Annotated in this window: 13 protein-coding genes; 12 read left to right on the forward strand and 1 reads right to left on the reverse strand. The window is 54.8% G+C overall.

From position 1 onward, the window contains the following. Positions 1-2: 2 nt before the first annotated feature. The 7 genes from rpmJ (at position 3) to bfr (ending at position 3,844) form a co-directional block, all read left to right on the forward strand. Positions 3-119 carry a 50S ribosomal protein L36 gene (gene rpmJ, locus BLS87_RS31280; RefSeq protein WP_002555468.1) on the forward strand — a complete coding sequence of 39 codons (117 nt, stop codon included), beginning with the start codon at positions 3-5 and terminating at the stop codon, positions 117-119. 131 nt (positions 120-250) lie between these two features. Beyond that, entirely contained in the window at positions 251-607 is a 357-nt protein-coding gene (gene rpsM / locus BLS87_RS31285) for a 30S ribosomal protein S13 (protein WP_004883692.1), read from the forward strand. A gap of 30 nt (positions 608-637) precedes the next feature. Continuing rightward, positions 638-1,027 carry a 30S ribosomal protein S11 gene (gene rpsK, locus BLS87_RS31290; protein WP_002555466.1) on the forward strand — a complete coding sequence of 130 codons (390 nt, stop codon included), beginning with the start codon at positions 638-640 and terminating at the stop codon, positions 1,025-1,027. Positions 1,028-1,045: 18 nt separating this feature from the next. Then, positions 1,046-1,666 carry a 30S ribosomal protein S4 gene (gene rpsD / locus BLS87_RS31295; protein ID WP_037017742.1) on the forward strand — a complete coding sequence of 207 codons (621 nt, stop codon included), beginning with the start codon at positions 1,046-1,048 and terminating at the stop codon, positions 1,664-1,666. Positions 1,667-1,688: 22 nt separating this feature from the next. Next, a complete protein-coding gene (locus BLS87_RS31300) occupies positions 1,689-2,690 on the forward strand; it encodes a DNA-directed RNA polymerase subunit alpha (protein WP_007970428.1) in 1,002 nt (333 codons plus the stop codon). 42 nt (positions 2,691-2,732) lie between these two features. Beyond that, positions 2,733-3,119, forward strand: a complete 387-nt coding sequence (gene rplQ, locus BLS87_RS31305) for a 50S ribosomal protein L17 (RefSeq protein ID WP_062384499.1) — start codon at positions 2,733-2,735, stop codon at positions 3,117-3,119. Between the two features lie 260 nt (positions 3,120-3,379). After that, positions 3,380-3,844 carry a bacterioferritin gene (bfr, locus tag BLS87_RS31310; RefSeq protein ID WP_062384501.1) on the forward strand — a complete coding sequence of 155 codons (465 nt, stop codon included), beginning with the start codon at positions 3,380-3,382 and terminating at the stop codon, positions 3,842-3,844. A 72-nt stretch (positions 3,845-3,916) separates the two neighbouring features. On the opposite strand, the gene uvrA is transcribed toward bfr, so the two are convergent. Beyond that, positions 3,917-6,751 carry an excinuclease ABC subunit UvrA gene (gene uvrA, locus BLS87_RS31315; RefSeq protein WP_074758968.1) on the reverse strand — a complete coding sequence of 945 codons (2,835 nt, stop codon included), beginning with the start codon at positions 6,749-6,751 and terminating at the stop codon, positions 3,917-3,919. Positions 6,752-6,939: 188 nt separating this feature from the next. Here uvrA and BLS87_RS31320 point away from each other — a divergent pair, with 188 nt between their 5' ends. The 5 genes from BLS87_RS31320 to BLS87_RS31340 all read left to right on the forward strand — a co-directional run bounded on the left by BLS87_RS31320 (position 6,940) and on the right by BLS87_RS31340 (position 14,006). Beyond that, positions 6,940-8,334 (forward strand): MFS transporter, encoded by a 1,395-nt coding sequence (locus tag BLS87_RS31320; RefSeq protein WP_074758970.1) that lies wholly within the window; start codon positions 6,940-6,942, stop codon positions 8,332-8,334. Positions 8,335-8,343: 9 nt separating this feature from the next. Then, positions 8,344-8,871 (forward strand): single-stranded DNA-binding protein, encoded by a 528-nt coding sequence (locus BLS87_RS31325; RefSeq protein ID WP_074758972.1) that lies wholly within the window; start codon positions 8,344-8,346, stop codon positions 8,869-8,871. 206 nt (positions 8,872-9,077) lie between these two features. Continuing rightward, positions 9,078-10,271, forward strand: coding sequence for a site-specific integrase (locus BLS87_RS31330; protein ID WP_062384512.1), 1,194 nt, complete (start codon positions 9,078-9,080; stop codon positions 10,269-10,271). Next, on the forward strand, positions 10,258-11,841 hold the full coding sequence (locus tag BLS87_RS31335; protein ID WP_062384515.1) for a hypothetical protein: 1,584 nt from the start codon (positions 10,258-10,260) through the stop codon (positions 11,839-11,841). The genes BLS87_RS31330 and BLS87_RS31335 overlap by 14 nt, the downstream gene beginning before the upstream one ends. Beyond that, complete coding sequence (locus BLS87_RS31340; RefSeq protein WP_062384517.1) at positions 11,838-14,006, forward strand: hypothetical protein; 2,169 nt, start codon at positions 11,838-11,840, stop codon at positions 14,004-14,006. Before BLS87_RS31335 ends, BLS87_RS31340 begins: the two co-directional genes overlap by 4 nt. Position 14,007: the final 1 nt, after the last annotated feature.

Genomic DNA, 14,007 nt, shown 5'->3' on the forward strand with positions numbered 1-14,007 from the left:
TGATGAAAGTTCGTGCATCGGTGAAAAAGCTGTGCCGTAACTGCAAGATTATTCGCCGCGAAGGTGTTGTTCGAGTAATTTGCAGCGCGGAACCACGTCACAAGCAGCGCCAAGGCTGAGTGTGATCTGTGCTAAAAGCCCAGCAGCTAGTGCGCTGCTGGGTTGATTATTTGTTATTACAGCGATATTATCTCGCGCCCTATTTCTTGGCTTCCGGGGCGTAGGTAGCTGTCAATTGGAGTCCCACTGAATGGCCCGTATTGCAGGCGTTAACATTCCAGATAACAAGCATACTGTTATCTCGCTGACCTACATCTATGGTGTTGGTCGCACGACTGCACAGAAAATCTGTGCTACCACCGGGGTTAACCCGGCGGCAAAGATCAAAGATCTGAGCGACGAGCAGATTGAACAGCTGCGTGGCGAAGTCGCGAAGTTCACCACTGAAGGTGACCTGCGTCGCGAAATCAACATGAAAATCAAGCGCTTGATGGACCTCGGTTGCTATCGCGGTCTGCGTCATCGTCGTGGTCTTCCAGTACGCGGTCAGCGTACCAAGACTAACGCGCGTACCCGTAAAGGTCCGCGTAAGCCGATCCGCAAGTAATCGCCCCAGCGAATCGACAGGAATTAAATCATGGCAAAACCTGCTGCTCGTCCTCGTAAAAAAGTTAAAAAGACAGTGGTTGATGGCATCGCCCACATCCATGCATCTTTTAACAACACCATCGTGACCATTACCGACCGTCAAGGTAACGCTCTTTCCTGGGCTACCTCCGGTGGTTCGGGTTTCCGCGGTTCCCGCAAGTCCACCCCGTTCGCTGCTCAAGTAGCTGCTGAGCGTGCTGGTCAAGCTGCGCTGGAATACGGCCTGAAAAACCTCGACGTTAACGTCAAGGGTCCAGGTCCAGGTCGTGAATCTGCAGTTCGTGCTTTGAACGGCTGTGGCTACAAGATCGCCAGCATCACCGACGTGACGCCAATCCCGCACAACGGGTGCCGTCCGCCGAAGAAGCGCCGCGTGTAATCCAGGAGATTGTAAAGAATGGCTCGTTACATTGGTCCAAAATGCAAACTCGCTCGTCGCGAAGGCACCGATCTCTTTCTGAAGAGCGGCGTGCGCGCGATCGAATCGAAATGCAACATCGAAGCTGCACCAGGTATCCACGGTCAGCGCCGCGGTCGCCAATCCGACTACGGTACCCAGCTGCGTGAAAAGCAGAAAGTCCGTCGTATCTATGGCGTTCTCGAGCGTCAGTTCAGCGGTTACTACAAAGAAGCTGCCGGCAAGAAAGGCGCTACTGGCGAGAACCTGCTGCAACTGCTCGAATGCCGTCTGGACAACGTCGTATACCGTATGGGCTTCGGTTCTACTCGTGCCGAATCGCGTCAACTGGTATCGCACAAGTCGGTTAGCGTAAACGGCAAAACCGTTAACGTTCCGTCCTACCAGGTTCGTGCTGGTGACGTAGTCGCTATTCGCGAAAAAGCGAAAAACCAACTGCGTATCGTCCAGGCTCTCGATCTGTGTGCCCAACGTGGCCGCGTAGAATGGGTAGAAGTAGACACTGAGAAGAAATCTGGCGTTTTCAAAAGCGTTCCAGCTCGCAGTGATCTGTCCGCCGACATCAACGAAAGCCTGATTGTCGAGCTCTACTCCAAGTAAGGGCTAGAAAATAGGTGCATCCATGCAGATTTCGGTAAATGAGTTCCTGACACCCCGCCACATTGATGTGCAGGTTGTCAGTCCAACCCGCGCCAAAATCACACTCGAGCCTCTCGAGCGTGGTTTCGGCCATACCCTGGGCAACGCGCTGCGCCGCATCCTGTTGTCCTCCATGCCCGGCTGTGCAGTAGTCGAGGCCGAGATTGACGGTGTACTCCACGAGTACAGCGCCATCGAAGGTGTACAGGAAGATGTCATTGAAATCCTGTTGAACCTTAAAGGTCTGGCTATCAAGCTGCACGGTCGAGACGAAGTTACGCTGACCTTGTCGAAGAAGGGTTCGGGGGTGGTTACCGCTGCCGATATTCAGCTGGATCATGATGTCGAGATCGTTAACCCCGATCACGTAATCGCTAACCTGGCGTCTAACGGCGCCCTGAACATGAAGCTCGTTGTAGCTCGTGGTCGCGGTTATGAACCAGCAGACTCGCGTCAGAGCGACGAAGACGAAAGCCGCAGCATCGGTCGCTTGCAGCTTGACTCCTCGTTCAGCCCGGTTCGTCGTATCGCATACGTGGTGGAAAACGCCCGTGTCGAACAACGTACTAACCTGGACAAACTGGTTATTGATCTGGAAACCAACGGTACTCTGGATCCTGAAGAGGCAATCCGTCGCGCTGCAACCATTCTGCAACAGCAGCTGGCTGCGTTCGTCGACCTCAAAGGTGACAGTGAGCCAGTGGTAGTCGAACAGGAAGACGAGATCGATCCGATCCTGCTTCGTCCGGTTGACGATTTGGAACTGACCGTACGTTCGGCCAACTGCCTTAAGGCGGAGAACATTTACTACATCGGCGACCTGATTCAGCGCACCGAAGTAGAACTGTTGAAGACTCCGAACCTGGGCAAGAAATCCTTGACCGAAATCAAGGACGTTCTGGCTTCTCGTGGTCTCTCCCTCGGCATGCGCCTCGACAACTGGCCGCCTGCAAGTCTTAAGAAGGACGACAAGGCGACTGCCTGATCGTCGTAATCACCGAACGTTGTGTTTGGTAAGGAATGAACCATGCGTCATCGTAAAAGTGGACGTCACCTGAGCCGTACCAGCTCTCACCGCAAGGCCATGTTCCAGAACATGGCGGTGTCGCTGTTCGAGCACGAGCTGATCAAAACTACCCTGCCGAAAGCCAAGGAACTGCGCCGCGTTGCCGAGCCGCTGATCACCCTGGCCAAGGTTGATAGCGTCGCCAACCGTCGTCTGGCATTTGACCGCACCCGTTCGAAAGAAATGGTCGGTAAGCTGTTCAACGATTTGGGCAAGCGTTATGCAACTCGTGAGGGTGGCTACCTGCGCATCCTCAAGTGCGGTTTCCGCGCTGGCGACAACGCGCCAATGGCGTACGTCGAACTGGTTGATCGTCCTGTCGGCGGCTCTGTAGAAGCTGCTGAATAAGACGTCACTCGTTACAAAGAACCGGGCCTAGTGCCCGGTTTTTTGTTTTTCGCATTTGACGAAATACAACGCGTTATCAGTTACTTTGCGCAACTATTGCGCTAAGTCTAAGTGATAAACGGAACTCTCCTCATTTAGCCGCGTTTTCAGCACCAAATGTCAGAAATTCACGGTATTTCTTCGTTTTTCTGCCTTTGATCGAGTGACCTGTCCGTGATGTTGGTTCAAACTATCGACTTTCACGAAGGAGATTCACGGCGATGCAAGGCCACCCGGACGTCATCGATTACCTCAACACGCTGCTGACCGGCGAATTGGCTGCGCGCGATCAATACTTCATCCATTCCCGGATGTATGAGGATTGGGGTTTCAGTAAGCTGTACGAGCGTATCAATCACGAGATGGAAGAAGAGGCACAGCACGCTGATGCGTTGATGCGCCGGATTCTGATGCTTGAAGGTACGCCGCGCATGCGCCCGGACGATCTTGACGTCGGCACCACGGTGCCTGAGATGCTCGCCAGCGACCTTCGTCTCGAATATAAGGTTCGTGCGGCGCTGTGCAAGGGTATCGCGCTCTGTGAGCAACACAAGGACTACGTCAGTCGCGACATCCTGCGTGTCCAGCTCGCTGACACCGAAGAGGACCACACCTACTGGCTCGAAAAGCAGATGGGTCTGATCAAGTCCATTGGTTTGGAGAACTACCTGCAATCGCAGTTCTGACGCCTACTCAACAAAAAGCCCCTGTCGTGATCTTCACGGCAGGGGCTTTTTGTTGGTGTTGCGATTTACTGATTACGCGCGATCACGCTCGAGCAACGGCTTCAGGTAGTGGCCTGTGTAGGATTGCTTCATCTGCGCCACTTGCTCTGGTGTCCCCGTCGCGATGATCTGGCCACCTTTGGAGCCGCCTTCCGGGCCAAGGTCTACCAGCCAGTCAGCGGTCTTGATCACGTCCAGGTTGTGCTCGATCACCACCACAGTGTTGCCGTGGTCGCGCAGGCGGTGCAACACGTCCAGAAGCTGCTGGATATCGGCGAAATGCAAACCTGTGGTCGGCTCATCGAGGATATACAGCGTCTTTCCTGTGTCGCGTTTGGAGAGCTCTCGGGAGAGCTTAACCCGTTGTGCTTCGCCGCCTGACAGTGTGGTCGCTGATTGGCCGAGCTTGATGTAGGAAAGCCCCACGTCCATCAAGGTTTGCAATTTGCGCGCGAGGGCAGGCACGGCATCAAAGAAAGCTCGCGCTTCTTCAATGGTCATCTCCAGCACCTCGTGGATGCTCTTGCCCTTGTATTTGATCTCCAGGGTTTCGCGGTTGTAGCGTTTGCTCTTGCACACATCGCACGGAACGTAGATGTCAGGCAGGAAGTGCATCTCTACCTTGATCAGCCCGTCGCCCTGGCACGCTTCACAACGCCCGCCTTTAACATTGAATGAAAAACGCCCGGGGCCGTAACCGCGTGAGCGCGACTCGGGCACACCGGCGAACAGTTCACGGATGGGTGTGAACAGGCCGGTGTAGGTCGCCGGGTTGGAGCGCGGCGTGCGGCCAATCGGGCTCTGGTCGATGTCGACGACTTTGTCCAGGTGCTGCAGCCCGTCGATGCTGTCGTGCGTCGCGGCTTCCAGCGTTGTCGCGCCGTTCAGCGCGGTGGCGCTGAGCGGGAACAGCGTATTGTTGATCAGCGTCGATTTGCCTGAACCCGACACCCCGGTCACACAGGTCAGCAGGCCAATCGGGATTTCCAGATCGACGTTGCGCAGGTTGTTGCCGCGAGCACCCTTGAGTTTTACAGACAGTTTCTTGTTGCGCGGCGTCCGCTTGGCAGGCACTTCGATCTTTACGCGCCCCGAAAGGTATTTGCCCGTCAGCGAGTCTGGATGCGCCATGACATCCTGTGGCGTCCCCTCGGCGACGATGTGACCGCCGTGCACGCCAGCGCCCGGGCCGATGTCTACCACGTAGTCGGCCAGCCGGATAGCGTCTTCGTCATGTTCAACGACAATCACGGTGTTGCCGATGTCGCGCAGGTGGCGAAGGGTGTCCAGGAGTCGGTCGTTGTCACGCTGGTGCAACCCAATGGACGGCTCGTCCAGAATGTACATGACACCGACCAGGCCCGCGCCGATCTGACTGGCCAGACGGATGCGCTGAGCCTCGCCGCCCGAGAGCGTGTCAGCACTGCGATCCAGCGTCAGGTAATCCAGCCCCACGTTGACCAGGAACTGCAAACGCTCGCGGATCTCCTTGAGAATCTTGTCGGCGATTTCGCCGCGACGCCCGGTGAGCTTCAATCCGCCGAAATAATCGGTAGCGTCGCCGATCGGGAGGTTGGTCACGGCAGGCAGCGTTTTCTCACCGACCCAGACATGTCGCGCCTCGCGACGCAGGCGGGTACCGCGGCAGTCCGGGCAGGGCTGGGTGCTGAGAAACTTGGCGAGTTCCTCGCGCACGGTCGCAGATTCTGTCTCGCGATAACGGCGCTCGAGGTTCGGGACGATCCCTTCGAACGGGTGCGCGCGTTTAACGATGTCGCCACGGTCGTTCAGGTAACGGAAATCGACGTTCTGGGAGCCGCTGCCATTGAGCAGGATTTTCTGCTGATCTGCAGGCAATTCCTTGAACGGCACTTCCAGGCTGAAGCCATAGTGCTTCGCCAATGAGCCGAGCATCTGGAAGTAATAAACGTTGCGCCGGTCCCAGCCACGAATGGCACCTTCGGCGAGCGTCAGTTCGGCATTGACCAGCCGCTTGATGTCGAAGAATTGCTTCACGCCCAGACCGTCGCAGGTCGGACACGCACCGGCAGGGTTGTTGAACGAGAAGAGCTTGGGTTCCAGTTCACTGATCGCGTGGCCGCAGATCGGGCAGGCGAAGCGGGCGGAGAAGATCATCTCTTCACCGGGCTCGTCATCCATCGGCGCAACCAGGGCGATGCCGTCGGCCAGCTTCAGTGCGGTCTCGAAGGATTCGGCCAGACGCTGTTGCAGGTCGGCACGCACCTTGAAGCGGTCGACCACCACGTCAATGGAATGCTTCTTCTGTTTGTCGAGCTTCGGCAACTCATCGAGCTCGCACAGCTTGCCGTTGACCCGTGCGCGCACGAAACCCTGGGCGCGCAGTTCTTCGAACACGGCAAGGTGTTCACCTTTACGCTCACGCACCACCGGCGCCAGGAGCATCAGTTTGCTGCCTTCAGGCTCCGCGAGTACCAGGTCGACCATCTGGCTGACCGTCTGCGCTTCCAGGGGAATATCATGGTCCGGGCAACGCGGCTGTCCGACGCGCGCATACAACAGACGCAAATAGTCGTAGATCTCGGTGATGGTGCCGACGGTCGAACGCGGGTTGTGCGATGTCGATTTCTGTTCGATGGAGATCGCAGGCGAAAGGCCTTCGATCGTATCGACGTCAGGTTTCTCCATCATTGAAAGGAACTGACGCGCATAGGCTGACAGCGATTCGACGTAGCGACGCTGACCTTCGGCATACAGCGTGTCGAATGCCAGCGATGACTTGCCTGAACCGGATAGACCGGTAATCACGATCAGCTTGTCGCGTGGCAGGGTCAGGTCGATGTTTTTCAGGTTGTGGGTTCGAGCCCCACGAATCAGGATCTTGTCCAAAGTGGCCTCGCACGGCGGGCGTCAAAACGAAGGAGTATACGGCGAAATACTGGATGGATGCACACTATCGGCTTGCACGTCGCCAGGCATGGGGAAAAGAAAATTCCTGCGATGCGCGGCAAAGCGTCGTATGTGCTGTACATCGATGGGACTGGTAGAATCGCCGCCGGTTCACATGAGGTTCTTCCATGCACGATTCTCACAGCGAGCGCATGAGTGGCAGCGAAACCCGCGCGGCGGGCGGTCTGGCCCTGGTCTTCGCGTTCCGTATGCTCGGCATGTTCATGGTTCTGCCGGTCCTCGCGACCTACGGCATGGATCTGGCTGGCGCGAGCCCGGCACTCATTGGTCTCGCGATTGGCGCATACGGCCTGACGCAAGCGGTGCTGCAAATTCCCTTCGGGATTATTTCCGACCGCATCGGTCGTCGTCCGGTCATTTATCTGGGGTTGGTGGTGTTCGCCCTCGGGAGTGTTCTGGCCGCCCAGTCGACCTCCATCTGGGGCGTGATCGCCGGTCGTATTCTGCAAGGGGCCGGCGCAATTTCCGCCGCAGTCATGGCGCTGTTGTCTGACCTGACCCGCGAGCAACATCGCACCAAGGCAATGGCCATGATCGGCATGACCATCGGCGTCTCGTTTGCCATTGCAATGGTGATCGGACCGATTCTGACCAGCGCGTTTGGTCTGTCGGGATTGTTCCTGGCCACAGGCGCGATGGCGCTCATCGGTATTGTGATTGTTGCGTTCGTCGTCCCCAAATCGACGGTGACGCTGCAGCATCGCGAGTCTGGCCTTGCGAAGCAGGCACTTGGCGCGACCCTCCGCCATCCGGACTTGTTGCGCCTTGATTTAGGTATCTTCGCGTTGCACGCGATGCTGATGTCCAGTTTCGTCGCATTGCCGTTGGCGTTGGTCCAGAAAGCCGGTTTGCCCAAGGAGCAGCACTGGTGGGTCTATCTGACCGCACTGCTGATTTCCTTCTTTGCCATGATCCCTTTCATCATTTACGGCGAGAAGAAGCGTCAGATGAAGCGGGTTTTGCTCGGCGCCGTCCTGGTTCTGATGCTCACTGAGCTATTCTTCTGGGAGTTCGGCGACACGCTTCGGGCGCTGGTCATTGGCACGGTGGTGTTCTTCACCGCGTTCAATCTGCTGGAAGCCTCGCTTCCGTCGCTGATCAGCAAGGTGTCTCCGGCCGGTGGCAAAGGCACGGCGATGGGAATTTATTCCACCAGCCAGTTCCTCGGTTCTGCCGCTGGCGGCATCCTCGGCGGGTGGTTGTTTCAGCACGGAGGGCTGGGCGTGGTGTTCCTTGGCGGTGCCGGTCTGGCCGCCATTTGGCTCGCGTTTGCTGTTACCATGCGCGAACCTCCGTACGTGACCAGCCTTCGCTTGCCGTTGTCGCCCGAGGCTCAACGCGACACAGGCCTGGCCGATCGCGTGTTGGCCGTACGTGGAGTAACAGATGCAGTAGTGGTCGCCGACGAGGCTGCCATCTATATCAAATTTGACAAAGAACTGTTGGATCGGGCGTCTTTCGACGAAGTGGTCAATCCAGCGTCGGAAACGTGTGAAGCCTAGGAGAACGTTATGGCCCGTGGGGTTAACAAAGTCATATTGGTCGGCACATGTGGCCAGGATCCCGAAGTTCGCTACATGCCTAACGGTAATGCTGTGACCAATCTGAGTCTGGCAACTAGCGAGCAATGGACCGACAAGCAAACCGGTCAGAAAGTCGAAAAGACCGAATGGCACCGCGTTTCGATGTTCGGCAAGGTCGCAGAGATCGCCGGCGAGTACCTGCGTAAAGGTTCGCAGGTCTACATTGAAGGCAAGCTGCAAACCCGCGAGTGGGAAAAAGACGGCATCAAGCGTTACACCACCGAAATCATCGTCGACATGCAGGGCACCATGCAGCTGTTGGGCGGCCGTCCGCAAGGCGAAGGCGCTCCACAGGGTCAAGGCGGTGGCGGTTATCAGAATTCCGCACCTCGTCCACAGCAACAATCGCGTCCGCAGGCAGCTCCTCAGCCACAACGCGAATCACGTCCAGCTCCGCAACAGGCGCCACAACCAGCGCCTGATTTCGACAGCTTCGACGACGATATCCCGTTCTAGCCCGGATAAAACCTTGCATTGTAAAGCACGGTTCCATTAGTCATTGCTTTTAAACAAGTTTTGTCCAGAAAAAAACTTCTCGATCTGTAAAGGAACGAGAAGTTTTTTTTTGAGCGTGTAAAGCACCGAAATAAAAACGGACAAACGGCTTTTGACAAGAAAAGGAAACGGGCTAAACCAAATGTAAAGATCGGAGGGGACGTGCCATGCGAATCGAGCAGGTTATTCTTGGTACGGGTGAACGCCTGCCGATGCTTGTGGATGACGACGGTCTGCCGCTGGTGCACGCATGCGAGTGGCTGCTTGCGCGCCGTCTACGCGAATTTGCCACCTTGTCTCGCAATGCAAGCGAGCTTCTGGTTGCTCAGCGTTGGGCAGCGAAGCGTCACCTAGATATTTATGAGCGCATTCGCTTAGGTCGACCGTTCAGTGAGGCCGACCTGACAAGCTTGATTGAACATCTCGGACGCCCTCAGCCTACCAGCCATAAGGTTGCCAAACTTGCTGTCTCTCCTGACACGCACAATAAGCGACTGAGCACTACCCATCGGCATTTGCTTTGGTATATCGACGAATTGATTGCCGACCCGAGCACGTCGAAAGAGCGTGCTGAGCAGCTCGTCGCTCAGCGCGCCAAAATAGATAAGATCTTTTTGAGTGCGTTCAAACGTACTGAAGGAGATCGAAAACACCATAAGCGATTAACGCTTAAGCAGGCACAATTTCTCCAAGATGCGTTAGATCCCGACGGAACCATCCGCTTCGGACGAGATGCGAGGGGTCGACTTCGCAATTTCCTGATGGTTTCCCTGTTGATTTTTCTGGGGCTGCGAACCGGCGAACTGCTCAGCCTCCGCGTCCATGATGTGCATTTTGGCGCCATCACCACTATTACAATCCAGAGGCGCTCGATGAGCAAAATCGATCCGCGCAGACGACCGCCCAGGGTGAAGCGACTCGGGCGTAAGTTACCAATTGATTCGTCGCGTCTTGGGATCTTGCTTGATGACTACATAAATAATGAACGGCAGTGGTGCCTCAAACACGGTAAGGCTCAGGAAACTGGATTCCTGTTTCTCAGCGATGAAGGGATGCCATTGTCGGTCGACCGCCTGCAACAGCTGTTCAAGGATCTTCGTCAACGCTTTCCGAAGGAGCTACCACCGCATCTTACCGCCCATTCTTTACGGTACACATTCACCGATACGATCTACAAAGAATTGCGGAAGCAAGGGGTTGAAGAAAGTCGTATCGAAAAAATTCTTATGTGGCTCCGTGGTGATAGCTCACCAGAGTCTCAGGACGCTTACATCGATTTCGGTGCGATGGCAAACGAAGCGGTCGCAAATTTCCAGTCACTGATGGCAAGCAAGGGGAATGCAAACGATGTCCCTTTTTAGCGCGTGTTTACAGCTGGAGCAACTGGTCTCTGATAATGATTGGGCTGATATCCCCGAGCAGTTTGTGACCCGTGAGGGAAGGCTTGCCATCATCAACGAAGGAGCCTGGTATTTGCCGTGCGAGACGCAGTCAGGTCGAATTAACACCATCCGATTTGGCTCGCCGATCCTGCAATGGGTGGCGACCAAATACATGATCCATCTGGCTCAGACGACCTCATCGATCCACGCACTAAATTCCATAAACCAGACCTTCGCGTTGCTGAATCATCGTAACTTTTTCATGAGGTCGACGTACTGTTTCGATCCAGATCTGCTCAAGCTTGCGTTGATCGAGCAGATGCGGATCATGATTGCTCAGGTGAAAAAGGATCGGAATCTTTGGACTGCCTACAGGCCGGTGCGTTGGTACATCTGGGGGGCTGAGACATACCCCGAATTGGGATTTTGCGAGGAGTATGCGAGCGAGCTGGACGCTATCAAAATTCCTGGAGGGCCAAAGGGCGAAGCCGTTCGCTCTCAGGATCCAGAGCAAGGGCCATTGCATCCCCATCTTGAGATGTCGCTTATTACCAATGCACTGAGAACGGACAAAGGTACTGAGTTTGAACACTACCAGCAGCGCGCTGCGATAGCGCTTTGTAAGTCGTACGGGCGCAATTGTGCAAATTTCATCGCTCTGCGTGAAGAGGATATGTTCGACGCAGTGGAAGACCCTGAGGAACCCGAATGGATGCTGAAGATTCCTCGCATTAAAAAAGGGTTCCGATCCGCTCGCTCAGACTTTCTGCTGGAGCCAATGGATGATGATGTAAGGACGCATGTGCAGGCCCTGATTACACGCAACCAAACCTTCGAAAGTCTGGTGGAGGTCAACGACAAACTTATCCCATGCGCTCGTCCGCTTTTCCGTCGATTGGACGCAAACCATGAGCGGCTTCAAGTTGGTGATTATGAGTCGGCTTATCATATCTACACTACTCACTTCGGTAAGCTGTTGCGAGACTTTGCGACGCGGATGGGGTTATTTTCTCCGATAACTCAACAGCCGATGCTGCTGAGTGCGCGCAGGTTTCGGTACACGGTTGGAACGACCTATGCAGCGATGGGGGTCTCACGCAAGGAGCTTGCTCGGCGACTCGATCATTCTGATCTGCAGCATGTACAGGTTTATTACGACATCCTCGACGTCCTGACGTATGCATTGGATAAGGCAGCCGTCCTGGAATACTCTCGTTTCGTCCGACTATTTTTGGGCGGAAGTGCCGTGCACGATCTTTCAGACATTGAACCACAGCGGCTGATTATCACTGACGCACACTCCCATCCAGGAGACGTTGCTTCAGTTGGTGCTTGCGGACTTGACGCGCTCTGTCACAAATATCCCCCTTGGTCATGCTATCTCTGTCCCAAATTCCACCCATATAAATCACCCATCCATGAGTACATCTTGGAGTTTCTGGTGCGTGCGCACAACGAGCGGCCTGAGTCCCAGACTATAGGGGTGCATCGGGTGGATGTGATTTTGGCCGTGGGACAGGTTGTGAGGATGTGTGAGGAGAGCGCATGAGCCGATCAAAAAACACTTACAAGCGCCGTAAGCGCGGCGCGCTCAAGCGTGTAGATCGGTCGGATCCAACCGGAAATCTTCATGCTCTCGTCGAGCGGTTGAAAGATTGCCTGCCAGGGTTAGGAGTGAGCCATGAATGGGGCGAAAGTGTGTGGAGTCTATGTCCCAAGCTTTTTGCCTTAACCGGCAAACACGTTGAAACGGTGAGCCTCAATTTCGATCAATCGAACGACCCCGTTGGGATGGATAATGGCTGGGGGGATGTCGCTAGAGGGTTGTTTGTTGTTCGGGAAAGCGAAAGTCACAAGTCAATCTCTTCCCATCGCACTTTCGTCGCTGTCATCGCATGCATTAGCTCAGTCGCTCAAGGAAGACATCCGGAGCGATTAACTCCGGCCATTCTCGACGTGGCATGTGAAACCATCGCAAGCAACCACAGCGAGGGCGAGGCCTACAAGCGGCAGAACATGGTTTGCGAGGTTGCTCGGCGGTGCAGCGAGCTGGGGCTGTGCAGGGTTGATCTTACTGGCTACAGGTTTCACGGTCACTCAAGGCCTAATAATTATGGGGGGATTTCCGACCGCAGATTGGACGACCCTTCCATTATCTATGAGCGCCCGCCGAGAACGTTGGCAGAGTCGACATTCAAAGTGTTGGGCCAGTTATTCCAAAATGTGCCTCGCGATCACGCTTATCGTGTTTATCTCCTGATTATTACAGTATTGATCTGCCTCGGGCGGCGGTTGAGTGAAGTCACATTGCTTCCCCGGCAAGGCCTGATCAAAAAGCCATCGGGGTACTATTTTCGCTATCTCAAGCTCAAGGCAGCATACGGCAGCCAGCAGTATCAGATGGTCGAGATGCCAGTCATACCCCTCGTTCTGCCGCTTTTACAGAAGGTGTTGGAGGAGCTGGCCGAATGCAGTCATGAGGTTTATGCCTGCGCGGAGGAGATGTGCCGCACCAACGGGCCTGACCTCCGATTCCTGGAAGGAATAGCTGATGAAGAGCCGCTCTACCTAACTCGCCTAGTGGAAATGGGGTTGCCAACGAGCGTATTTTTTACCACCAGCTGGTTTTCCCAACGTGGGTTGGTCAAGCGAGTCTCCTCTGATCCGGAGCGCTTCCGCATACGCTCATGTCTCTTGAGGAGGGACGTAGAGCTTTACTGCCAATCGCATTACCAAGAGCGCATGACGCGTCCATTGTACGTTGCCGGTGGCCAGCCTTTTTACATTAAAGATATGCTTTTCTTGAAATGGCTGGGTACATCTTCAGGGCACTATGTGCGATGGATATCTGACACCTGCACTCCAACCAATTTCGATAAGTTTCTGCTCCAGCTAGCCTCGCTCTGCGAAAAATACGCATCCAATCAGTTCGATCATAAATTTACCTCACATGACTTCCGGCACACGATGAACGATGCGCTGGATAGAGGAGGGCTGCCAGATGTCATGCAGACGGAGTATTTTGGTCGAAAAAATCCTGTAGATACCAAAGCCTATCAGCACACCTCTCCGGAAAAGAAAGCGTTAGAGATTCGCGAGCTGATCAAGCTTGGACAGGTTGGGGGGAAGGTGGCCGAAAGGTACATGCGGTTGCCTGTTGACCGGAGAGAAGCATTCATTGCCAGCAAGGTCAGGGCGGTTCACGACCTCGGCAATGGAATGTGCTTTCATGCTTGGGAGTCAGGCCCATGTGAGAGACATCTGCAATGTGATGGCGAAGGTGGGTGCGATCTCTTTGCTTGGATGAGGCAGCCGGCAGACCCAGCAGAGACTATGGAGGAGCTGTTACATCAAGCCGCGCACCATTTGATTCAACTTGAGATGGGAGAGAGAGTCTTTCCTGACTCATCAGAGCAGCGCGCAAACTGGGAATACCATATTTGCTTAAAGTTTCAGCATTTGCTGGAACGGGGGGCGGAGATGTTGCCGGGTTTTGACTATGACAAGATTTCTGAGTACATAAATACAGGTGGTTTTGATAAGTATTTAGTACCGCAGTTGCTTGAAAATGTAGGCAAAGGTTACGAGCTCTACATGAAGTGTCGAGAATCTATGTATGAGGATGCTCTGGATTATGAGCGGTTTATATTTAAGGATGCTGCTAAAGCAGTTCCGTATGCTCCTGTTAGAGAACGTCCTAAGCAAAACGGGTGAG

Origin of the sequence: Pseudomonas abietaniphila, from assembly GCF_900100795.1 — a bacterium.
In the GTDB taxonomy this organism is placed as follows: domain Bacteria; phylum Pseudomonadota; class Gammaproteobacteria; order Pseudomonadales; family Pseudomonadaceae; genus Aquipseudomonas; species Aquipseudomonas abietaniphila.